Origin of the sequence: Providencia sp. PROV156, from assembly GCF_028480905.1 — a bacterium.
GTDB classification, from domain to species: Bacteria; Pseudomonadota; Gammaproteobacteria; order Enterobacterales; family Enterobacteriaceae; genus Providencia; species Providencia hangzhouensis.
This window is the reverse complement of record NZ_JAMPPE010000034.1, coordinates 1-22,336: the sequence shown is the minus strand read 5'-3', so window position 1 is coordinate 22,336 and position 22,336 is coordinate 1. Positions and strand designations below refer to the sequence as shown.

The 22,336-nt window shown below is 37.4% G+C and carries 20 protein-coding genes; 6 read left to right on the top strand and 14 right to left on the bottom strand.

Annotated features, from left to right (window positions below; all coding sequences use genetic code 11):
- Window positions 1-18 precede the first annotated feature (18 nt).
- Entirely contained in the window at window positions 19-777 is a 759-nt protein-coding gene (locus tag PSF31_RS19245; RefSeq protein ID WP_096865073.1) for a fimbrial biogenesis chaperone, read from the top strand.
- An 85-nt stretch (window positions 778-862) separates the two neighbouring features.
- Window positions 863-1,939, top strand: a complete 1,077-nt coding sequence (locus PSF31_RS19240) for an isoaspartyl peptidase/L-asparaginase family protein (protein WP_176489332.1) — start codon at window positions 863-865, stop codon at window positions 1,937-1,939.
- A 106-nt stretch (window positions 1,940-2,045) separates the two neighbouring features.
- Here the strand turns inward: PSF31_RS19240 and PSF31_RS19235 are convergent, their stop codons facing one another.
- The 8 genes from PSF31_RS19235 to PSF31_RS19200 all read right to left on the bottom strand — a co-directional run bounded on the left by PSF31_RS19235 (window position 2,046) and on the right by PSF31_RS19200 (window position 10,523).
- The gene (locus PSF31_RS19235; RefSeq protein ID WP_094962853.1) at window positions 2,046-2,522 is read right to left on the bottom strand and encodes a FidL-like protein; all 477 of its coding nucleotides are present in this window, start codon (window positions 2,520-2,522) and stop codon (window positions 2,046-2,048) included.
- Window positions 2,523-3,458 (bottom strand): winged helix-turn-helix domain-containing protein, encoded by a 936-nt coding sequence (locus PSF31_RS19230; RefSeq protein WP_096865056.1) that lies wholly within the window; start codon window positions 3,456-3,458, stop codon window positions 2,523-2,525.
- Between the two features lie 448 nt (window positions 3,459-3,906).
- Window positions 3,907-5,904, bottom strand: coding sequence for a TonB-dependent receptor plug domain-containing protein (locus tag PSF31_RS19225; protein ID WP_096865055.1), 1,998 nt, complete (start codon window positions 5,902-5,904; stop codon window positions 3,907-3,909).
- A 132-nt stretch (window positions 5,905-6,036) separates the two neighbouring features.
- A complete protein-coding gene (gene modD / locus PSF31_RS19220; protein WP_096865054.1) occupies window positions 6,037-6,882 on the bottom strand; it encodes a ModD protein in 846 nt (281 codons plus the stop codon).
- Entirely contained in the window at window positions 6,879-7,697 is an 819-nt protein-coding gene (locus PSF31_RS19215; RefSeq protein WP_096865053.1) for a class I SAM-dependent methyltransferase, read from the bottom strand. The genes modD and PSF31_RS19215 overlap by 4 nt, the downstream gene beginning before the upstream one ends.
- Window positions 7,698-7,708: 11 nt before the next feature.
- Window positions 7,709-8,476 (bottom strand): ABC transporter ATP-binding protein, encoded by a 768-nt coding sequence (locus PSF31_RS19210; protein WP_096865052.1) that lies wholly within the window; start codon window positions 8,474-8,476, stop codon window positions 7,709-7,711.
- Window positions 8,473-9,489, bottom strand: a complete 1,017-nt coding sequence (locus PSF31_RS19205) for a FecCD family ABC transporter permease (protein ID WP_164561243.1) — start codon at window positions 9,487-9,489, stop codon at window positions 8,473-8,475. The genes PSF31_RS19210 and PSF31_RS19205 overlap by 4 nt, the downstream gene beginning before the upstream one ends.
- Complete coding sequence (locus tag PSF31_RS19200; protein WP_004261244.1) at window positions 9,486-10,523, bottom strand: ABC transporter substrate-binding protein; 1,038 nt, start codon at window positions 10,521-10,523, stop codon at window positions 9,486-9,488. Before PSF31_RS19200 ends, PSF31_RS19205 begins: the two co-directional genes overlap by 4 nt.
- A gap of 200 nt (window positions 10,524-10,723) precedes the next feature.
- Here PSF31_RS19200 and gntR point away from each other — a divergent pair, with 200 nt between their 5' ends.
- The 3 genes from gntR to gntU all read left to right on the top strand — a co-directional run bounded on the left by gntR (window position 10,724) and on the right by gntU (window position 13,999).
- Window positions 10,724-11,719, top strand: coding sequence for a gluconate operon transcriptional repressor GntR (gntR, locus tag PSF31_RS19195; RefSeq protein ID WP_096865051.1), 996 nt, complete (start codon window positions 10,724-10,726; stop codon window positions 11,717-11,719).
- 385 nt (window positions 11,720-12,104) lie between these two features.
- Complete coding sequence (gene gntK / locus PSF31_RS19190; protein ID WP_094962846.1) at window positions 12,105-12,644, top strand: gluconokinase; 540 nt, start codon at window positions 12,105-12,107, stop codon at window positions 12,642-12,644.
- On the top strand, window positions 12,644-13,999 hold the full coding sequence (gene gntU / locus PSF31_RS19185) for a gluconate transporter (protein WP_004261235.1): 1,356 nt from the start codon (window positions 12,644-12,646) through the stop codon (window positions 13,997-13,999). The genes gntK and gntU overlap by 1 nt, the downstream gene beginning before the upstream one ends.
- 75 nt (window positions 14,000-14,074) lie before the next feature.
- Here gntU and PSF31_RS19180 read toward each other — a convergent pair whose 3' ends face one another.
- Genes PSF31_RS19180 through PSF31_RS19155 form a run of 6 tightly spaced genes read right to left on the bottom strand, consistent with a single transcriptional unit; the run spans window position 14,075 to window position 20,300 of the window.
- A complete protein-coding gene (locus tag PSF31_RS19180; RefSeq protein WP_164561242.1) occupies window positions 14,075-16,060 on the bottom strand; it encodes an ATP-binding cassette domain-containing protein in 1,986 nt (661 codons plus the stop codon).
- Window positions 16,047-16,511, bottom strand: coding sequence for a hypothetical protein (locus tag PSF31_RS19175; protein WP_096865050.1), 465 nt, complete (start codon window positions 16,509-16,511; stop codon window positions 16,047-16,049). The genes PSF31_RS19180 and PSF31_RS19175 overlap by 14 nt, the downstream gene beginning before the upstream one ends.
- A 3-nt stretch (window positions 16,512-16,514) precedes the next feature.
- The gene (locus PSF31_RS19170) at window positions 16,515-17,765 is read right to left on the bottom strand and encodes an HlyD family efflux transporter periplasmic adaptor subunit (RefSeq protein WP_096865049.1); all 1,251 of its coding nucleotides are present in this window, start codon (window positions 17,763-17,765) and stop codon (window positions 16,515-16,517) included.
- Complete coding sequence (locus tag PSF31_RS19165; RefSeq protein WP_096865048.1) at window positions 17,746-18,972, bottom strand: TolC family protein; 1,227 nt, start codon at window positions 18,970-18,972, stop codon at window positions 17,746-17,748. Before PSF31_RS19165 ends, PSF31_RS19170 begins: the two co-directional genes overlap by 20 nt.
- A 4-nt stretch (window positions 18,973-18,976) precedes the next feature.
- Window positions 18,977-19,894, bottom strand: coding sequence for a hypothetical protein (locus PSF31_RS19160; protein WP_232062919.1), 918 nt, complete (start codon window positions 19,892-19,894; stop codon window positions 18,977-18,979).
- Window positions 19,845-20,300: a hypothetical protein gene (locus PSF31_RS19155; RefSeq protein WP_096865047.1), complete on the bottom strand. Its 456-nt coding sequence runs from the start codon at window positions 20,298-20,300 to the stop codon at window positions 19,845-19,847. The genes PSF31_RS19160 and PSF31_RS19155 overlap by 50 nt, the downstream gene beginning before the upstream one ends.
- 223 nt (window positions 20,301-20,523) lie before the next feature.
- Between PSF31_RS19155 and PSF31_RS19150 the strand changes: the two genes are divergently transcribed.
- Window positions 20,524-22,336, top strand: a 1,813-nt coding sequence (locus PSF31_RS19150; protein WP_272683286.1) for an Ig-like domain-containing protein, incomplete at its 3' end; no start/stop codon positions are given.

The following is a 22,336-nucleotide window of genomic DNA, read 5'->3' as shown; positions in this document are numbered from 1 at the left end:
AGAAAATTGGGTGATAAAATGTTTTTCCGTTCACTAGGGTTAGTTCCATTATTTTTATCTTTATTTTTTAGTTTTATAAGCGTCTCTTGGGGGGAGAATAGAACATTAGTTTTTCCCTACCAAAGAACAACATTTATTGAAGGTGAGAAAAGTGTGTCATTTAGAATTTTGAATGATACAGATAAAACACCTTATTTAATGCAATCATCTGTTGAATTATTAGATGAAGGTAGTGGTCTTGATATAAAAGAAAATAATATAAATATTCCTTTTATGGTCACTCCTCCACTTCATAAGCTGGAAGCTGGCAACTCTTATACTTGGCGAGTTATGTTTATTGGTGATAATGATAAATTAGCGAAAGATAGGGAAACGGTTTATATTGTAAAATATAGAGCTATCCCTCCATTAGACAAAAACATGCGAGAAAATAATAGTAGTATTGATGTCAATACTATTCAAGTCCTTCACTTTAAAGTTTATTATAGGCCTAAGCAATTTGCTAATTTAACCATAGAAAATGAGCAAAAAAAGATATCCTTTAGGCGAGAAGGAAATAATATTATAGTTAAAAATAATTCACCAATTTATATGTCCTTTGAAAGTTTGGCTGTTAATGGAGTATCCGTTGATTACAAAGAATTATTTAAGCCAATTAAGCCACTATCAGAGCAAATATTCATTTCAGATAGCAAAATCCGTGATGTAAATACGATTACATGGAGTGTGTTGGATGAATTAGTATTAGAATTGCCTAAAAATACATCAACACTGTAATTTACAGGTAATGTTATAGTATTTAGGGCTAGGAGTAACTTGATTTGTTTAATAATGTAATCCTATGTATTACTGAGAGATTCAAATGCAAGATATAATGTATAAACTGAAGGATTACGAGAAAGAAAAACTATCTACCTTTTTATTTTTTATTCTTTATTTTTTGTTTTTTTTCTCATCTCTAGCCTTTTCAAAATCCGATACTAACTTTCGTCTTGTCATCCATGGCGGAGCAGGGGATATTACAGAACGTTTACTCACTCTTGAATTACAAAAAGGGCATGAAGAGAAATTAAAGGAAGCATTACAGGCAGGATATTCCATTTTAGCTCAAGGTGGCGATAGTATAGATGCCGTTCAAGCGGCTGTGATCGTAATGGAAGACTCTCCGCTATATAACGCAGGTAAAGGGGCTTCTTTAACTACAGATAATAAAGTGGAATTAGATGCTTCTATCATGGATGGTCGCGATCGCAAAGCTGGCGCCGTAGCGGGTGTATCGAATGTAAAAAACCCTATCATGGCCGCCTATAAAGTGATGACTAAAACCCCTTATGTGATGATGGGAGGAACCGGAGCTGAACAATTTGCGAAATCAGAAGGGTTAGATATTGTTGATGAATCCTATTTTATTACTGAAAAACGCAGCGAACAATTAAAGAAAGTGAAAGAGATCAGCCGGAAACTCGATCAAGAAAAGGGAATTAACGCCTCGCTATTTATAGACCCGCTAATGTTTGATTATAAGTATGGCACTGTGGGTGCTGTTGCCGTTGATAGCCGCGGAAATGTTGCCGCAGCAACCTCTACAGGTGGCAGTACTAATAAACATTATGGCCGAATTGGTGATTCACCCATTATTGGAGCTGGAACATATGCGGATAATAATACAGTTGCAATTTCTACAACTGGTTTAGGTGAGGTCTTTATCCGAGGTGTTGCTGCTTATGATGTTGTTGCTCAAATAAAATACGGCAATACGCCATTGGCTGAAGCCACAATGAATACTTTGAATTCAGTGAAAGATATGGGAGGCACTGGAGGTATTATCGCTGTAGATAATAAGGGCAATTTTGTTATGCAATTTAATACTAAAGGTATGTTTCGTGGGATGATTGATCAAAATGGTGTTTCACAAGTTGCAATGTTTGGTCTTCAATAGATTATCTTTCTGATTTTACTTATTTTTTAAGAATTGAATTTGAAATTACTTGTTTCCCATGTTGACGGTTTTGCCTACTTAAGCGTAATTGTTGGTAGGCTTTTTTTTATTGGAGTTGGCATGTAAAAGCAGAAGAAGATTCATCTTTGATAATATAAAGATTATCACTCATTTTAGTTATATTAATATAGTACTTGATTTTATCTTTTTCTAATTGAATGAAATTAGAAAATAGCTTCTCAGGTATATTATCTGAATTGGTTACTGATGAAGATTTAAAGGTAACAACATAATTACCATTGTGGTCAATCGCTAAGTAATTAAAATAAATTGCTCTATTAAGCCGGTAGATTTTTTTATCATCTTTTAAGTAGCCATACATATTCATGCGACCATAATTTTTTGTTGAAATTTGTAAATTAATCTTTGATTTCAAGCTCAACCCATTCTGTGTATTATTATCTTTAATCCATAATATTTCAGAATGGCAGATTTGAACATTGTGATTATTTTTATTGATAACAAAGGATGCGGTTGATGCGGTTGCGATTAAAAATAACGATACGGCAATATATTTTTTCATTCAAATTCTCTGATCATTAATCGATATGCAATCATGTTTAATGTTAATGCTGCTACAAATGCTGAGAGATATATTTTTATCAATGGAATAAGCTTGATTTAAGTCTGACAAAAGAATGATTCTTTTGGGTTCATCACATCGAATATTATATTTATCCAGCTTGCTATGTATTAGATTGATATTATCGCTAGAAACTTTAGCTAGCATATTAACCGGTGCTTGTATGATACATTTTTCACGTGAACTGACTGACAGGTAGTCACTTGTTGGATTTTCCTTAGCCATATAATACCAAAAAAATAAATTAATTAAATAGCATATCGCTATTGTTGAAATAGCTAATAGCAATATTTTTAAAGTTTTTTTGTTTAATGTTTTTTTGTTTTTATTTTTAATCGCGAGTGTCGTATTGATATTGCTATTATCGTCTTCTCCAGTTAATAATTCCGAGTTATTGGTATTTTCATCAAGTGATAAGTTTTCTGATACTGTGTTATCAGGGAGTTTTTGAGATAACTCTGAATTTTCTATATAGCTATGCTTACTTATATGAAGGGGATTAACTTCATTATTTTGTTCGTCAGATTTTACGTGTATAACGATATGACTATCAAGACGAAACCCTTTTTTGGGTACTGTAACAATACACTTAGGATCAATACCGACCTGCTCTAATTTTTTTCTTATTTCACTAATGTAAGTATTTAAATTATTATTAGAACCGACAAGGCCATATTCTTCCCATACATTCGTTAAAAGTTCATCTCGTGTTGCGAGTCCTTTTTTTAAATTTAATGAGATAATCTCATCGAATAATCTAGCAGCAGGTTTAGATAATTCAATAAATTGATTTTTATCATCTTTTGAGTATATTAAGCTTGTGTTTTTTTCGAAAATATATTTTTCGTCAATAGTGTAGTCATGTGACTCGTTCATAGATGCCGTCTGCTCTCTAATTAAAATAACGAATAGAAAATCTAAAAGTAATAACAGCCAATTTTAATAAATAGGCTGAATAAATATTATTATTTAACTTCTTGTTGTTATAGTTTAAATAGGGATTCAATTTACTGCAAGTTTTATGCGATGAGCTTTTTTGTAATTAATTAGCAAATTTATTGAATTGATACTTTGGTTGGGTTTAAAAACTGTATTAAAATAATTTTTAGGTGATTTAATTCATATTGCCTACATATTTGTTGTTAAAAAAATATATTGATCTAAATAAATCCATTCTTACCTATGGATGTTCTTTTGTGGGAATAATCCTAGGTATTTGCACTTAAATTAATGCCTTTGTTATTTTATGAGAGACAGAAGTTAATTTTGTAAAGTTTACACTTTATTAGGCGAAGAAATTAATCTTCGCCTAATATATTAAGGATTAATATTTATATTCAATACCTAACCAATAGTTACGGCCTTCTTCAATATAACCATTAGTGTATTCATAGGATTTATCAAATAAGTTGTTCACTGAGGTGTTAACAGAAATACCTTGGCCAAAATCATAATCTAAGCGCAGGTCAGTTTTAGCATAGCCTCGTACTTTGCTTTCTGCATCAACATAATTAAATGCCCAACTTCTTGCTTCTTCGGTAATGGTAATGCTAAATGGATCGTATGGCGTGAATTTCACCCAAGCAAAGGCTTTGTGGGTAGGTAATTCGGCAACGTGTTTTACACTGTAGTGCTTAGGATCAGCGTGAATATATCCGTAGCTTAAACCAGCTTCCATCCAATCAGTGATTTGTCCGTTAGTCCCTAAATCAATCCCAAAGTAGTCAACTTTGCCACTATTGCGGTTTTCAAGCACGTATCCCCCATTTTTATTAGTACCAACACGATGGGCCATAATCGCATCAGAGACATGGTTGTAATAAATACTTGATGTATATGACCAAACTGGGGAGATATGACCTTTATAGGTCAAATCGTAAGTTAGGGCTCGTTCTGTATCAATATGAGGATTAATGATAAAGGTATCATCACTTTTCATTTTTTCTTTGGTATAGCGTTCTTTTTGTGTTGGGAAACGGCTTCTTTCTGATACCGAGAACTGTACGGTATCTTCATTTTCTAAATGGTAACGAGCCATCATTTCCCAGTTGAATGCATGTTGGCTATTACCATCATATTTTTCAAAATCTCCTGATTTGTAATCATAACGTTTGCCGTCGGCACTTTTGCGCCAATCGTAGCCAATACCAGCGATAATATCGAGATTATCTATCGCAACCCATTGATATTCTGTAGCAATAGAATAGGTATTATCTTTATAGCGGTCGAATGGGACATCTCTCTTTGCACGTGCGCGGTGAACGTCTTCTTTCCAGTGTGCGGCAAATGACAGCATATCTAATTCACGCACGGTGAAGTCAACACGCATGTCAGCCCCATTACTGTAGTCATCATAGCGGCTGTAGTTATAGATACCGTCTTTATAGTCTTTAACAGACCTATATTGATGGAGTGTATTCTTAAATGTGTCGTGGTACAGACGGCTCTGTAACGCGATATCATTGGTTATTTGGGTTGTTCCATTGAAATAAATACTTTCTTTATCATAAGCTGGCCATTGCCAAATTTGAGGTTTGGTGTTTGTTACACTCGGCGGGCTGTTTTTATCACCATCTTGCTTTAGATAGGTAACCACATACTCGTCAGCTTCACGGGGTGTCCAGCCCACTTTCACCATCATACGTTTATCGTCTGTTGCAGAGTTAGGACGGCGTCCATTATTTCCCGCCAATGGGTTATCATTTTCTGAACTCGGGATCCCCATAAAACGCTGCTTATATTGGCTACCACTGACTTGAATAAAACCTAAGTCATTGCGGCCACCTAAGCGTGCACTAATATTGTGGGCATTATCTGCGCCACGAGCGAAACCTTGGTTTAAGCTGATATTGGCCTCAAAAGGTTTTTTAGGGGTAGCGGTGGTTAGGTTAATCGCTCCCCCCATCAAGTTTGGACCTTGTAATAGTGAAGTATATCCGGTTGATAGCTCAACGCTTGCGAGTTCGCTCGTCATAAAGCGCCCTAGGTCAAGGGTGCCATCATAAGGGACATAAGTTGGGATGCCATCAAAAAAGATAGGGACTTGGCGGCTATCAAATCCACGTACATTCACTTGGGTTTCGTTGCGATTACCTGATTTTTGAATGGATACACCTGGCATTGTACTCAGTGCTTGTGCAACGTTGGTTTTATTCAATTGTGTCATTTGCTCTTGCGTGATGACATTTGCATCCGCTGCTAATGGTGTACTCCAAACAGACATCACGTCAGTGTTTTTTTCTGCTTTAGGGTCAGACGCGGCGTGTCCCTGTGCTGCGAATAAAGCCATCCCAACCAAATAGGTAATTTGTTTTATTTTCATTATGTCTTTCCAGTTTTATGAATAACGATATGTTATTTTTTATATAACGATATACGTCATTAACCACAAGCGAATGCAGCCTACGAGGTAGGCTGTTTTTACAAATGATTTTTTTGACGCTAACTACTTAGGTTACTGCTTAAAAATATGTACTTTAATATCTCGCGGCGCTGCGTAGTAAGGGGCTGATGTAACCAATAATGGCACCCCTGTTTGTGCGAATGCTTCGATTGTTTTTAAATTAATTCCACCTGCAATGGACAGTCGACAAGGCCGACTTTGTTGCTTGGTGAGTTCTTGTAGCCGCTGAATTTGTTCAATGGGCAATTTATCTAGCTGAATAATATCGGCTTGCGCATTGATAGCGAGAATGGCTTGTTCATAGTCATCCGCCTCAACAATAATCATTTTTTCAGGGGCGGCTTGGCGTAGTGTTTTAATATGACTCACCCAATCATTTGGATTTTCAAGGCATTGGCGATGATTGGTGAACAGTAAAATACTTTCTGCACTACCTGCTCGGTGAATAATAGCGCCCCCAGCCAAAATCGCAGTTAAGGCAAGGGGTTTAGTATGAGGAATGGTTTTTCGCGTGCACGCAAGTTGCCCATCCGGTTGATATTGATGCAAAATATTTACCATTTGCTGGGTGTAGTGGCTGACACCTCCACACCATTCCAGTACGTTTTGTACCGCTTTCCAGCCCTGATGCAAGGCTTCAATCGGCCCAGTGGCGCGAATTAAAACGCTTTGTGGGGCAACTTGTTGGCCATCTTGAAAGTGACAATCACAAGTGATCCCAAGTTTCTCTAACATACGTCTGGCGATGGTGACCCCACTGATGCAGCCCCCAAATTTGGATGCAAAGGTCATCACCCCCATTTGAGCCTGCAAGCCGAGCGCACGGGTGGTAAGGTCGCCGTACTGGATATCATCTAGCAGTAGTTGGTCGATTAATGTATCAGGCACGTAAATCATAATGTCAGTTCCGATTCATCGACCACATCCCAAGAGACCATTGCCCAATCTCTGGATGGATAAGGGATTGTTTTGCCTAGTGCCGCTTGTTCATCATAATACTGACGTAAGATAGCGGTTTCTCCTGGTGTAATATTTTTAAGGGACCAATTGACACTGTCAGCGAAAGTGTCAAAGCTATCAAATCCACCTTTATTTGGACTTTTAATAAAATCAACGCGCGCATTGATGCCCATTTGATGCAATATATTCACTGCATAAATATAGGTGGGTAAACGAACCACTTCGCGGCCTATTTTGCGAATTATTTTTTCATCAATAAATGTTGGGTTGATGGTATGGGTCGTGTATACCCGCAATTTTGTTTGGCGATTAAGCTTCAGTAAGGCTGCTTTTAAATCATCAACGAGTGTTGAGCGTGACGCCACTGAAATATCGACTTTGGGTAATGAACTCCAGTCATCTTCCCATGCCAGTTGTTCAAAGCGTGCATGTGGAATAGCGAGTTCTTTTGCCCGCAGTTTAGCCATTTCGAGCATACCGCGGCTATAATCAATACCTATCGTTTCCTTGAATTCATTAGCAAGGCAAAGGCTAACTGAACCTGGGCCACAGCCCACATCAAGCAAGGTTTCAGCGCCTGCTAAATCCATTAATTCACGAAAGCGCACTAAGTATGGGTCATGGGGATTAGCGCAAGTTTGCGCCATTTGTTGTGCTTTTTTATCCCAATGCTCTGGCTCTTTGCGGCTTCGTTGAGCTTGTTGCATATGTTGCTGATACATTTTTGCAAAATTGATTTGATTAATTAACATGATCCCTGACCTTAACTAGAAAATGTTGATGGAAGCTGAAAGTGAGATTGAATGCTGTGTTTATCCACATTATAGAGGGCTGCTAAGTTAGTAAGTGTTAACATACATTTAGATGACCCTTGCCTCGCTTTGTGGTGCTTATCGAGCAAAATAACATTATCAGCGATAGCAGCGGCATGTTGTGGGTGATGGGTTGACATCAATATCGTCATACCATGGGATTTAAGCTTTTCAATTTGCTCAAGCAAGCGAATTTGGTTACCAAAATCAAGGCTAGCGGCAGGCTCATCCATGATTAGAAGTAATGGTTTTTGTATTAAAGCCCTTGCTATCAATACTAACTGTTTTTCTCCGCCACTAAGCGTGCTGTATAGCCGTGTTGCCAAATGTGAAATGCCAAGGTGCTTTAGTTGTTGATATGCTAAATTTTTTTCGGTCTCTTTAGGGACTGAAAATAATGAAATATGGGGAGTTAAGCCCATCATGACCATATCGACTACAGTGAAAGTAAAGGGGGTATCATGGGCTTGGGGAACATAGGCGACAGTTTTGGCTATTTCGCGTGGTTTAAAAGTTTGAATTCCTTGCCTATTGAGTAGGATCTCGCCTTTAATTGCAGGTAATAACCCCAGTAAAGTTTTCATTAAGGTGGTTTTACCGCAGCCATTTGCACCTAATAAGCAGCTAATCTCCCCCTTAGGTAATGAAAGATTAATGCCATCAATGATAGCTGTGCCATGATAACCAATTGCGACCTCTTGCAAAGATACAATGCTCATCTCACCCGCCTTGTCTGCAATAAAATAGCTAAAAAGAAGGGCGCACCGATTGCAGAGGTTAAAATGCCTATGGGTAATTCAATCGCGGCGATAGTACGTGCTAAGGTATCAGTAATGAGTAATAAAATAGCTCCAATTGCCAGTGATGCAGGGAGCTGATAGCGAAAGTTAGCACCCACTATCATTCGGGTAATATGTGGCACAATCAAGCCTATCCAACCAATAATTCCAGCAATAGAAACAGCGCTTGCCGTGAGCAGTGTGGCACAAATAATAAAGATAGCTCGAGTTAAACTGACATTGATCCCAAGGCTTTTAGCTTCTTCATCAGATAAGCTGAGTAAATTCATGCGCCAGCGCAATAATAATAGCGGAATAATACCGATAACCATCAGAGGTAATACTGACATTAAATCTGCTTGGGTAATTGATGATAACCCGCCTAAGAGCCAAAAAGTGATGGAAGGCAACTGGGTGTAAGGGTCTGCAAGAATTTTCATCAATGAAATTGCTGAACCACATAACGCACTGATAGCGACACCGACAAGAACCAAAGATAAAATGGGGTCATGTTGGCGCGCTAGTCGGGCAATAAAGCACACTAAAGTAACGGTAATTAGGCCACCAATAAATGCACTTAGCTGAATGTAAAATAATGATTGCCCAAAAAAAATACCGATAACAGCCCCCACGCCAGCACCCGCTGAAACCCCTAAAATATCTGGTGAAACCAATGGGTTACGGAACATTCCCTGATAAGCAGCACCTGCAATAGCCAGTCCTCCACCAATAACAATAGCGGCTAATGTGCGCGGGAATCGTATTTGCCAGAAAACGGTTTCATGCCGCGGATTACTCAACTCGCTGTGAGAAGGTAACTGACTAATGAGCAGGTGATAAAGCTCATTTAGCGTAAGTGAGTACTTACCACTTATCAAGGCGATAATAAAGCTTATTAATAAAATAACGATTAATAAAAGGGATTTTCCGCCTTGTTTCAATACACCATTCATGATTTTTCCATGAGCCAATCAACCTGCTCTAAAGTCAGTGGAGAATGGTAAAAATGGGTAAAAAATTCAGCAATATCATGCTTGATATTTTCGGCAATACTCTTATCGAAATGGCTCTGTAGCCGTCTCATGCCGAGTAAGCGGTTAACTCCCGGAGGCCCATCTAACCAGCCAAATGGCATACCGCTGAAAACCAGTAACTGGTTGTTAGTAATGGCATCTAGCCCTTTCCATAATGCAGAGTTTGTGATCAATTCAATGGCTTCGTCATATTGCGTTATAATGATGTCAGGGTTCCATTGATATAATTGCTCCATAGAAACCGTTGTCAGTCCATGGAAGTTAGGGATATCAACTACATTACGCAAACCAAGCATTTCAATGGCTTCAGTATGAATTGAGCCTTTAGCGCCGGTTTCTAAACCTTTTGCTCCTCTCGCGAGGTAAAAACTTAGTGATTTCTGTTGGTTTTGATGAGCAAATAAGGCAGCATCATCAATATAGCGTTGAGCAAGTTGGCCTAACTTTTGAGCTTGTGGGATAACGCCTAAAACCTCACCGAGTTGCATAAGCTGTTGTGGCGCATCTTTTAACCCTCCAGCCATTAATAAATAAGGTACATGGGTTTGTTGGGCAACCTTTTCTGCTTGTGAAAGATAGGTATCATTAATATTACCAGTATCAATAATTAAATCTGGGTTATAGGATAGAAGCTGTTCTAAGGAAAGCGTACTGCCTCGACCTGCTAAACGACCATATACGGGTAATTCGAGCCATTGCGCTGCAAAAAGGCCACTGTGTCCTTTTTTCAGTGAAATTGAGGAAAATCCCACCATTTTTTCGGGGGCTAATGCGAACATCAATAGATCAGAAGGGGGGCCAGAGCTGATGACGCGTTGAATATCCTTTGGCGTCGGAAGATGACCAAATAAAGCTTTTTCAACGGCTGGACGAGTTTGTGCGAAGCTCGGCAAACTGTAAAAAGCAGCAAGTACTGCACTTGATTTAAGGAACTGCCTACGATTGATCGCCATAGTCTAATTTCATCTATTCGTTATAATAATAATTATATAGCGCGAAAATTAGCGGAGTCATGATAGAGAGTCAACTATAAAAATCGCATTGTTCGGAAAATTCGACATTTATGTGATGTAAATCAGTAACAAAGATTGCTATCCATTAACAGATAGCAGAACATGGTTATCGTTAACGAATTGGATATCGCTTTGAACTTATGAAGAAAAAAAGACCTTCTCTACAGGATGTTGCCGACCAAGTTGGCGTCACAAAAATGACGGTGAGTCGTTTTCTACGAAACCCAGATCAGGTTTCAGAAGCTTTGCGCGAGAAAATTGCCCAAGCTGTGGAGGCTTCCGGGTATATTCCAAATAAGGCGCCCGATATTTTATCGAATTCAACTAGCCATGCTATTGGGGTGTTGCTTCCTTCATTAACTAACCAAGTTTTTGCCGAAGTGATTCGTGGAATTGAAGCCGTGACAGACCGCCATGGCTACCAAACCATGCTCGCTCACTATGGTTATCTGCCCGAAAAAGAAGAAGAGCGGCTGACTTCACTACTTTCTTATAATATTGATGGCGTGATTTTAGCCGAACGAACACACACTGAACGAACACTGCGCATGTTGAAAACCGCGGGGATCCCCGTTGTTGAGATTATGGATAGCGTTTCTCCTTGCCTAGATATTGCAGTTGGTATTGATAACTTTGAAGCGTCTCGCCAAATGACTCGGGCGATGATTGAGCGTGGCTGCCGTAAGGTTGTGTACTTAGGCGCAAGACATGATGAACGTACTTTTATCCGCTTGAAAGGTTATGAACAGGCAATGATCGATGCTAATCTTGAACCACGTAATGTGATGACGCAGGCTAGCTCATCGTATTCGCTAGGCGCCCAACTACTGCACGATTGCCGTGCTAAATACCCAGATACCGACGGCTTATTCTGTACCAATGATGACTTAGCGATAGGGGCTATTTTTGAATGCCAACGTTTAGGGATTCAAATTCCACAAGACCTTGCTATTTCAGGTTTTCATGGCCACGACGTAGGGCAAGTGATGACGCCAAAACTGGCGAGTATTTTGACGCCAAGAGACCAAATGGGGCGTAAGGCGGCAGAAGTCTTGTTGGCAAGAATGTCGGGTAAGAAGCTTGTTGAGTCGCATTTTGATGTGGGGTTTTGTGTCCTCACTGGCGAGAGTATCTAATTATTCCTCGTCATACTTCGCGCTGTCGCGTTGTTGCCTGTACTCGCCAACCCTAGTCACATACTTATGTATGCTCCTAGGGCTTGACTCGCTTGGCGCCTAGCGACAACACGAACTATTTAGAGGAATGCTTTAAGGGGAGTAATAAAGTTTAAATATACTTTTTGTTTTTTGTTTCTATATTGATTGCGAGTTTTGCTTTGTTCTTTACCTGCCTCTTCTGAAGTCAGTTTGAGAGTATCATCACAGATCTGTTTTCTTCTTCACCAATTTGATTGCCAAATAAATCCGCACTGATGATAATGTTACCCGTAACTTGTTACCGGTAACAAAAGCCGGTTTTTAACTAAAGCCAGGACAATAGTGAATATCTGAGGAGTTTCCTATGAATGATACCCAAAAACAAAACTATACATTTGTACTAATGGGGGTATCGGGTAGTGGTAAGTCTGCTGTTGCTACCGGTGTTGCACAGCAACTACAAGCTGCTTTCCTTGATGGTGACTTTCTTCACCCTAAATCAAATATTTTAAAAATGGCATCTGGTCATGCATTAAATGATGACGACCGTAAACCTTGGTTAGTCGCACTAAATAATGCCATTTTTGCAATGCAAAGAACCAATAAGATATCGCTGGTAGTTAGCTCTGCACTGAAAAAAAGCTATCGTGATATCTTAAGAGAGGGGAACCACAACCTCTATTTTATTTACCTAAAAGGTGATGCGGTTGTTATTGAAGAAAGATTGAAAGCACGTAAAGGGCATTTCTTTAAGCCTGAAATGCTGAAATCGCAATTTGATGCCTTACAAGAACCTGGCGCGGATGAACCTGATGTGCAGGTTGTTGATATTCGCCCATCCTTAGAAAACGTGATTGAAAATACGTGTTCTACTATTCGTAAGATTGTCGCTGGAGATAACTAATGAATACCCCAGAAACATTAAGCACGTTAACGCTCGTGCTGACGGCAGTCGGCTCTGTCGTTTTACTGCTTTTTTTAGTGATGTATGCTCGTTTACATGCTTTTGTTGCACTCATGATTGTTTCTATTGGTGCCGGTTTATTTTCAGGTATGCCAGTACAACAGATCACGGAAACCATGCAAAAAGGCATGGCGGGAACCTTAGGTTTTCTTGCTATCGTAGTCGCTCTTGGGGCAATGTTCGGTAAAATTTTACATGAAACAGGGGCATTAGATCAGATTGCGAATAAGCTACTTAACCTATTCGGTGAAAAGAATGCTCACTATGCAGTGGGTGTCGCAGGGCTGATTTGTGCGCTACCACTCTTCTTTGATGTGGCTATTGTCTTGTTAATTGGTGTGGTGTTTGCGGTAGCGAACCGCACAGGTCATAACGTTGTTCGCCTTGCTATTCCATTATTTGCTGGGGTAGCCGCTGCGGCAGCGTTTTTATTACCGGGGCCAACACCAATGCTAGTTGCATCACAAATGGGGGCAGACTATGGCTGGATGATTTTAATTGGTTTGTGTGCTGCTATCCCAGGTATGATTTTAGCAGGGCCATTATTTGGTAAGTTTATCAGTAACTTTGTTCATATTGATATTCCAGCAGATTATCAAGCGCCAAATACAGAACATGGCAAAATGCCAAGCTTTGGATTTAGCTTGTGTTTAGTGCTTTTCCCGTTGGTATTAGTGGGTTTAAAAACAATCGGAACGCATTTAGTTGAAAAAGGAACCCCCCTTGAGCATTGGTTAGAGTTTATCGGTCACCCTTTCACCGCATTACTGTTAGCGTGTTTACTGGCGATTTATGGCCTAGGTTTCCGTTATGGTATGGATAAAGAAAAAGTCATGGCGATTTGTTCCGCAGCGATTCAACCTGCTGGGATCATTTTACTTGTGACGGGTGCTGGTGGCGTATTCAAACAAATTTTAGTGGATTCAGGTGTAGGCCCTGCACTAGGTGACTCTTTAATTGGTGCTGGTTTACCAATTGCTGTTGCTTGCTTTGTATTAGCGGGTGCAGTGCGTGTCATTCAAGGTTCTGCAACGGTTGCATGTTTAACAGCGGTAGGTTTAGTGCTACCTGTTATCAGTGAGTTAGGTTACTCAGGAGCACAGCTGGCAGCATTAGCTATCTGTATTTCTGGCGGTTCATTGATCTTAAGCCACGTGAATGACTCTGGTTTCTGGTTATATGGAAAATTCACTGGTGCGACAGAAGCGCAAACGCTAAAAACATGGACGGTAATGGAAACTATCCTTGGTACGACAGGGGCAATTGTCGGTATGGTGTTCTTCATGTTCTTGTAATGTATTTTATGAAAATACATCAGAGCTAAATATATTGAATTAAAACGCCCGCTATTAAGTGGGCGTTTTGCTTATTTAGCTTAGGCTAATTTTAGGGATGATAATTTTATTATGGTGTTGTGGCGAATTAATGTGTTTAGCATGACCCGGTGATAATGCAATATGCTTCGTAAAAAATGAGGTTAGTCCTAAGTCGTGAGTAGAAAAGAAAATAATTGATTTATCTAATTCAAACTCTTGCTTCATTAATTGTAAGAATGAGAGTGCATCAGAGGTCGCCATAAATGATGTCGATTCGTCTAAGAATATCATTTCAGGTTGTTTTATCAGAGTCAGAGCGAGCTGTAACTTTTGTTTTTCCCCTGTAGATGCGGCGATATCGGTGATGAGTGTATCGTCTAAGGTTTCCTTACTAATCAGTAAGGATGGGCAACATAATTTGGTAAGGTGAACAATTGTATTGTTATCGAATACACCGTAGAAATTAAAATTATCACGAATGCTGCCATGAATAAATGTTGAAATACCATTATGGTAGGCAATTTTTTCTGTTAAAAAGCATTGGGAAATTTCATCGATATCAATACCATTGATTGTAATATCCCCTGATGAGTATTCTGAAATCCCACATAATGCTTTCATTAGTGATGTCTTTCCTACACCTGAAATACCAGTAATACCAATAACATCGCCGGGTTTGGCTTCAACATCAAGCTGATTAATAATGGTTTTACCATTAATGCTAACGTTAAGATTTTTTGCACTAAAATGTTTTATTGAATCTGTTGTTATACCATCTGCTTTGAAATGGATAAGTGGGTTGTTTTTTAACTGATCAATACTGGATTTGATATGAAATAGATGTGTTTTCACCATAAATAAGCGATTAATGGCACTTGTAATTGCACCAGAAAGTCGACCATTAATGATCATCACGGCGATAACAGAAGCCAAGCTTAGACTGCCTTCACCAATAGCCAAATAGCTAGCTACGTACATCACTATCATAGATAGAAACGTATTTACTTTGATAATTTCCATCCAATGGTGATTGGCCTCATTTAGTTTTAATTTTATTTTTTCATCTTCATTGGTTTTTATACTGATGTACTGTTTAAAATGGTTATCTCTGGCAAAACAAAGCTCATGTTTTTTTTGTTCCAATGAATAGTACATGGCTGATTTTTCATAGTTTAAGGTATTCGCTCGGAGCATATTTTTATAGGAAAGAAAGCGGATGTGTAGGCATAAAAAGATAAGCCCAGCGTAATAGCTCAATAGCAATAATGAATAAAAACCTAACATACCAAAAATGCAAAATGAAAATAAAATGGCTAACCCGACATCATAAATAATTTGAGGCTTAATTTCCCAAACTTGTAAGATTGATGCTTCTGCTGTTCTCACTTTAATTGAGGCACTTTTACAACTAGATTGTTTTAATAAATTAATAAAATAGCGATTAAAAGTACTGATGTTAAGCTTTATTTTTTTTGTGTTCTGTTCATGAATAATGTGTTTAATAAAAAACTCTAAGCCAATAACGACAATGAAAATAAAACTAATATATAAAAGTGAGCTTATAGATTCACTATAAACTAAGCGGGAGTTAAAAAGATTTGAATATAAAGGTAATAATAGTGCGAATACAATTAAAGGTAATGACAATAAGCTAGATTTTGGTGTTAACTTAATCAGTGATTTATATATGCTCTCTTCATTGAGAGTGTTTTCACTTGCAGAAAATGAAAATAAATGTTTATTTTCAATTAGCTGTTGTGTTATTGCTATGTCGGTTGTTAGATTGGTTAGCTGGCCTCTATGGTTTTTGATGATAATATATTTCCCATCTGCTATCTCCATAATAAAGAGAGCAGGTAGCTTTTTTTCATTAAAATCTGAAATAGAAGTGTATTGATAAGTGAAAAAATCATTATTAATAAATTCATTTATATTATTTAAGATATATTTATTATCATAAGAGAGTGCTGGAGAGGAAAATGGTTCTCCTAATATCTTAAAGTATTGATTAATAACATCATGGAAACTACTTTCTTTCATTTTCTTCACTCTTTAGGAAGCAAGCGTTAACCCCTTGATTATCCTCAATAGGTTTTAAGGCTTTAATGTGTACATTAGGCGTGTTTTTTTTAATTAATACCGTGTTATAGATGGTATAGGTCATTGCTGCGTCAAAAGATATGTTATTTCCATAACTGCAATAAACATCAATAGATTTAACCTTTTTATGATCAATTAGTTTTAAGGTGTCATGGCTAAACATTAACGATGTCATGATGTTATTGCCATTGCCATTTTTATTGTCATTATTACTATCGGTATTTATAGATGAAGACGCTTCAGTATTGTGGTTATCAATTCCTATCAATGCCGCCTTGCCTTTATTTTTTTCAGCAGCCATTGTGCTTGATAACACATTAGCTAAGAGCACAGCCATAAGTAATGTCATGGTTGCAACAGCAGCAGATAATGCAGAAATAAAACCTAACATAAGTCACCAAACGTTAAATGTAATGTTATCGCTAATTAATGCGGTTAAATAATGAAGTACTGAAATCTCTTTACTAGAGATATAGAGCATCACTGGCAAACCGTCATGTTCTGGAAGGAGCTCCGTATTTTGTTCTGGTGTAATTTGTACTGAATAATAGCGTTCTTGACTGTTCCGCTCCCTGTCACTAAAGGAATCAGCGCTGATTTTTGTAACTTTCCCGTTAATGATTTTTTTAAACCCAGGGGAGTTCACCACAATTTTGGCTGGTAGCTGTGGCGCTATAAAAGGGCGATACTTCGCTAATATTTTACCTTCAATAACCCGCGTACTTTGCTGTTTTTTAATCACCATCACTAAATTTGAGGCTTCAACATACGAACCTTTCTCTAAATCTTTTTCGATACTTAATACAATCCCGTCAGCTGGTGATAACACACTATTCGCTCTTATTTTATTGCGCAGTAATTCCATCTGACCACTGTTTTCTAATTTCTCTTTTTTTAGTCGATTAAGTAGAGTTTCATTTTCTTGTATTTCCCCGATAAGTCGTGCGGTATACTTCTTTTCTTGCAGTGAGATTTCTCGCAATAACCCTTGAGCATTTAATTCACCTGATGCTATTAGCGCGGTGGTGCGGCTGATTTCAGCATTATTATTGAGTTTTTCAATTTCAGGAGCTCTTGCATTTTTTAATAATAAGTCCTTCTTTTTCAGTATGTTAATTTGATTTTCTAGTTCGCTAGACTCTTTAATTTGTGAGATATATTTATCTCGTAAATTACTTATCTCCATGCGTAAGAGAATATGACCATAGAGTTCTCTATAGGCACTTAAAGTTTTACTTTGTAAGCCCTTTGCAAAGAAAAAATATTCAGATTCCGTATTTATGCTTCCATCAAGGATTTTATTTAACAGTTTTTTGTTTTCTTCTAATTCATTGATGCGTTCATTAGCAAAAGTAACGAGGCCGGATAAGGTTTTTTCTTGATGAAAGACATCTAAATTAGTATAGGAAAATAAAACTTGGTCTTTTTCTACCTTATCACCAGTTTTAATAGCGAACTGATTAATAAATCCAGAAGCCGGGCTCACTATTTCTAGTCGATTGGAGACTCCTGAGATAATCCCCTCTCCTGGAGAGGATATTTCTATTTTAGCTAATATAATATAACCGATAAATAATGACGTGATACCTAGAAATATTTTTAATTTTTTAGGTGCCTGGTTCAGTTTATTTAGATAACGTTTCAATTTCAGCTAACTTCCCTGTTAATTGGATATATTCCATTTTGTTTTTCATATCAGCAATCATTAATTCAGCAATGCGCCTTTCCATTGTTAATATATCAAATAGTGTGTTCACCATTTCATAGAAAGAAGATTGTGATATTTCATATTCCCTTTGTTGGCTTTTAATTATTGAGCGCATGGTCTTACGTTGTTCATGTAGCCCTGTAAGTTCAGTCGAATTTGAATTAGCGATTAATTTTAAATTTTTAATTTTAGCTGTGGATTCTTTATATTTATAATCAGCTTTTCCTTTTGTTGCTTCATACAGTTTCAGTTGAGATTTTTCATTCAGCACTTTATCAAGGTCAAAGATATTTAATTTAACCTCCATTCCCATATAAGACTCGTTACGACTTCTGACTTGATCAATAAATCGCTCTTCGGCGATAAGATTAACATTTAAGAAGGGATTTTGTTGATAAGCATTTTCTTTCATTGCATCAGCTTGCATGCGTAGCAAGTTATATTCGCTATTCTGTTGTGCATTTTCACTATCAATAATAGTTTCTTGTAATTTTTTTAATAGATTTTTTGGAACCGTTACACCTTTAGAAGGAAAGGTAATGCCTGATAAAAGCTCAATATTAGACTTATATTGCTCAATCTCTTTTTCTATATTTTGTAGCTCTGTTTCAATCCTCTGCATCAATAAAGAAGCTTGTTCAACATCACTGTATTTTGCTATGCCACTTTTATAGCGATGAGTAATAAGTTTGAAAATACTTTTAGCATTGCTATTTAAATCAGCTGTTGTTTTTGTTAGCTCATTGAGATAATAAATACCAATTAAGTTGTTAGTTGTCGAGGTGTAAAGTTCTTCTTTTTCCTTGTTTAGTGAAAGTGCTGATATTTTTAATTTTAAATTTTTTTCATTAAACCGGTGACTTAACGTAGTGTCATAGATCAATGAACTGGCAGTAATATTACTGTTAGTGCTGCCATCATGGCTTTTTATTTTTCCTGAAGCGGATATTTTTGGTAGATAATAATAATCTGTTTGTTTTGCTCTGAGGTTTTCAGCTTCTAATTCTAACGCTTTTATTTGAACTGGATTGGAGTTTTTTAATACTCGGCCAATAAATGTTTGGAAGTTTTCTACATCTTGATTGGCTAAGCTACAAGTTGGTAGTGATAATGTTAATAATAAACCTAAGGTGATAGGACGCATGTGCTTACTCCATTGATAATAAAGTTAATAGTTTTTTTCTGCTCTCAATGGTATTTTCTTTTAGCCATTGTGTAGTTTGATCTATTTTTAATATTTCTTCTGAAATTTTTTCATTCTGATTGTTTTTGTTTATTTTTTCTTCTAATAAGTAGACGGCTAATTTTCTTTTCCAGTCATCGTCAGCTTCTTTTATTGATTGTAAAACCTTTAAGTGCTCTTGTGCTGTGGAGGATAAAGCCAGAAGATGTGAGGAAATATCAGTTGCTAGCTCATTGCTTTCGGTCACGGAAATCATTTTTTGCGCTATATTGATATTCACTTTCTGTAATGTGTTCAGGGTTTCTTGAATATGATTAAGTTCTTCTGAGTAGTTTGCAGATTGTTGTTGAGTTTTTTTATTTTCTTTTTGGTAAAAGAAATGAAAGAAATTCAAACTCACTAATAGTAAAACTGAAATAGAAACCCCAAGAATAGAGGTTAAGAATGCAAAGGACATTGAATTAAGTGCCATTGAGATAGATGAGATCATGGCGTTCATTTTTTCTGAGACATCACCTTCTCCTCCAAGTGATGCTGATATTGCGGTGATCATCCCTGTTAATCCAATAAATGTTCCTATTAATCCTAATGACACAGTAACGGATGCAGATAATTTCGTTTGGTTTGAGAGTAATGTATAGTTGCTTTTTTTATTTTTATTAAATAATCGATGAAATAAAAATATAACTAAAGGATAAATATAAATCCCAATCATGGTGTAGCTGATTTCAGGGGCAAGTAATAGACATTGCTGAACCATTTCACGTACCGATTGTAATAAAAAACAAGCGAGAAACGTTGCGGCATAAAAAAATAATCCAAGATAATACATGTTATTTGTAATCCCAATAAATGCATGAGTTCCAACCTGGGCAATATTCACTTGTTCCTTGTTTTAGAACAATTTCTTTATTAATTCCCAGACTCTTAATTAGTGATGCCATATAAAGAAGGTTGTAGGTGTTTTTTTCTTTACTGTGGCTGATTTTATCATTGATGTAACCACTGATAATAATTTTATTACTTTTGTTTTTAACTATTTCTTGTTTGATTAAAGAGGTTTCATTGCTTGATAAATGAATTCCACCTTTAAAATAAAGACGTTTATTTGGGATATCTATTTGTATTTTTTCAAATTTTAATTGTCCATAATTAATATGGGTTTCTGCAGTTTTCATTCCACTGAAAATAAACACCATAGAAACTAAAATAATTATACATAGTGTTCCACTTAACCCATCAACCATTGGGGCTAGTTCTTCATCAGAGTTATCATCATTTTCTTCCATATCTAATTCTTTTATTTTAGAAACAATTTTATTAATTCAGGATTATATTATAATCGCTATTGAAATGAACTCACTGGAATTGGAGCTCAAAAAAAAAGATTGTCAGACCACATTATCTTAAATGACGTTTTATTTTTAATTAAATGGATATAATCGGTTTCATTAACGGCAGCTTATGGGTATATAGCTGATAACCCCATTTATTAATATAATGATATAGAACATGACAGATAAAACTATCACAGATAAATTAAAAAGCATAGAAATCCAAAAGTTTAAAGTTCAAGGGCTTGATTTAATTGTAACTAAGCCAGATGGTTCTATTGAGAACATTAAAAATGGACTGTCTGAAGTTATTTTAGGAAATATGACATTATTGACTGAGCAGGGCGAGATTCTTTCACAAGATGAAATTCTATCATCAATAACATTAAATGTCGGTGCTGATGCTATTTATATCAAAGAGCAATTGACGAGTGACATCATTGAATATACTGATAGCCAAGCCTCAAAAAAGAATAATGAGCAAATTGAAGGTGAGGAACAGCAATATGATAACCGACAAGACGATGAACAAAGTTTCAGTGAAAAACTGGCGGAGTTAAATCAAAAAAACCAACAATTAGAAAAGGCGCTTCAGACCTTGTCTTCTGAGAAAGATGAAAAAGAGGTATTACTAAGTTCGTCATTAACAAAGCTCACAGAAGCGAAAAACCAGCTAAATCAAAAAAATAAAGCAGAGAAAGCACAAGTCGAAGACAGCAACTTAACCTTTCCTTCACCATCTGCACCCGTTGTTATGCCAATAAGTTCTTCATCACCCTCTCAGCCTGCAAATAAACCATTAGCACCTTCCCAGATAGCTAAACCTATAACACAGGTTTTTATTCAAGGAAAATTAAGCGAAGAATCCGACTCAGGGAAAAGGGGGGATAATATTACGAATATTAATACACCAATATTTACTGGGGTTATCTCTCCTGATAGTCAGGGTTATCTAACGATTAATGATAACAAATATTCGATCACAGCGGATAAAGATGGAAAGTGGTCATTAAAAATCACTGAACCGTTAGAAGATAAAGTATATGAATATTCATTAGTTGCTTTTTCCGGTGAAGGTAAGCCTGTGACGGTGAATGGCCAATTTGAAGTCGACACTCAGCTTGATAATCTCTCTGTTAGCCTTGATGGGCATTCGGATACCGAAACGTCGGCGGAGAGACTAACTAACAAGCAAGTTCCTACTTTTATAGGGAAAGCTGAAGCTGGTAGTACGGTAACGCTAACGATTGCAGGACAAACATTATCGGCAATTGCTGATGATAAAGGTACGTGGCGAATAACAGTCGAGAAACCATTGGCCGATGGAGTATCAAACTTCCAAGTCACTGCCGTGGATCCTGCTGGTAACCAAAAAATCATCACTGAGAGCGTTACTATCAAAACATCAAAACCAGATGCTAGTGTACTGCTTGATAACTCAACGGTTTTTTTGACCAGCAAAGTAAAGCCAACGCTTACGGGAAAAACAGATTCGAATTCCAATGTCATCGTTAAGGTAGCTGGAAAAGAGTACTTCACTAAGGCGAATGAACAGGGTGATTGGTCACTCACTATTAGTGATAACTTAGCTGATGGCTCACATATATTAAATGTTAAGGTAACAGATAGCGTAGGAAATCAGGGTGTTTTTATCCAAAGCCTGATAGTCGACACGACACTACCGGCTGCGACTGCGACGCTCACCGAAAGCAGCGATTCCGGCGCCAAAGGGGACAATCTTACGCAACACCAAGCAGTCACTTTGGAAGGGATAACCAAACCGCAATCGGCGGTGGTGATCCAGTTTGCGGGGCAGGAGTACAGCACCCTTGCCGATAAAGACGGACAGTGGCAAGTGGCATTACCCGTAGTAAATCAAGACGGTGAGTATGGTTATCAAGTGAGTGTGACCGATACTGTCGGAAATATCGGGATGTCCAGCGGGCAGTTTATTGTTGATACTCAGGTGGATAGCCTAGCGGTCCACCTTG

Coding starts and splice junctions, on each gene's coding strand:
- PSF31_RS19245 (WP_096865073.1), top strand. CDS start 19: ATGTTTTTCCGTTCACTAGGGTTAGTTCCATTATTTTTATCTTTATTT.
- PSF31_RS19240 (WP_176489332.1), top strand. CDS start 863: ATGCAAGATATAATGTATAAACTGAAGGATTACGAGAAAGAAAAACTA.
- PSF31_RS19235 (WP_094962853.1), bottom strand. CDS start 2,522: ATGAAAAAATATATTGCCGTATCGTTATTTTTAATCGCAACCGCATCA.
- PSF31_RS19230 (WP_096865056.1), bottom strand. CDS start 3,458: ATGAACGAGTCACATGACTACACTATTGACGAAAAATATATTTTCGAA.
- PSF31_RS19225 (WP_096865055.1), bottom strand. CDS start 5,904: ATGAAAATAAAACAAATTACCTATTTGGTTGGGATGGCTTTATTCGCA.
- modD (WP_096865054.1), bottom strand. CDS start 6,882: ATGATTTACGTGCCTGATACATTAATCGACCAACTACTGCTAGATGAT.
- PSF31_RS19215 (WP_096865053.1), bottom strand. CDS start 7,697: ATGTTAATTAATCAAATCAATTTTGCAAAAATGTATCAGCAACATATG.
- PSF31_RS19210 (WP_096865052.1), bottom strand. CDS start 8,476: ATGAGCATTGTATCTTTGCAAGAGGTCGCAATTGGTTATCATGGCACA.
- PSF31_RS19205 (WP_164561243.1), bottom strand. CDS start 9,489: ATGAATGGTGTATTGAAACAAGGCGGAAAATCCCTTTTATTAATCGTT.
- PSF31_RS19200 (WP_004261244.1), bottom strand. CDS start 10,523: ATGGCGATCAATCGTAGGCAGTTCCTTAAATCAAGTGCAGTACTTGCT.
- gntR (WP_096865051.1), top strand. CDS start 10,724: ATGAAGAAAAAAAGACCTTCTCTACAGGATGTTGCCGACCAAGTTGGC.
- gntK (WP_094962846.1), top strand. CDS start 12,105: ATGAATGATACCCAAAAACAAAACTATACATTTGTACTAATGGGGGTA.
- gntU (WP_004261235.1), top strand. CDS start 12,644: ATGAATACCCCAGAAACATTAAGCACGTTAACGCTCGTGCTGACGGCA.
- PSF31_RS19180 (WP_164561242.1), bottom strand. CDS start 16,060: ATGAAAGAAAGTAGTTTCCATGATGTTATTAATCAATACTTTAAGATA.
- PSF31_RS19175 (WP_096865050.1), bottom strand. CDS start 16,511: ATGTTAGGTTTTATTTCTGCATTATCTGCTGCTGTTGCAACCATGACA.
- PSF31_RS19165 (WP_096865048.1), bottom strand. CDS start 18,972: ATGCGTCCTATCACCTTAGGTTTATTATTAACATTATCACTACCAACT.
- PSF31_RS19155 (WP_096865047.1), bottom strand. CDS start 20,300: ATGGAAGAAAATGATGATAACTCTGATGAAGAACTAGCCCCAATGGTT.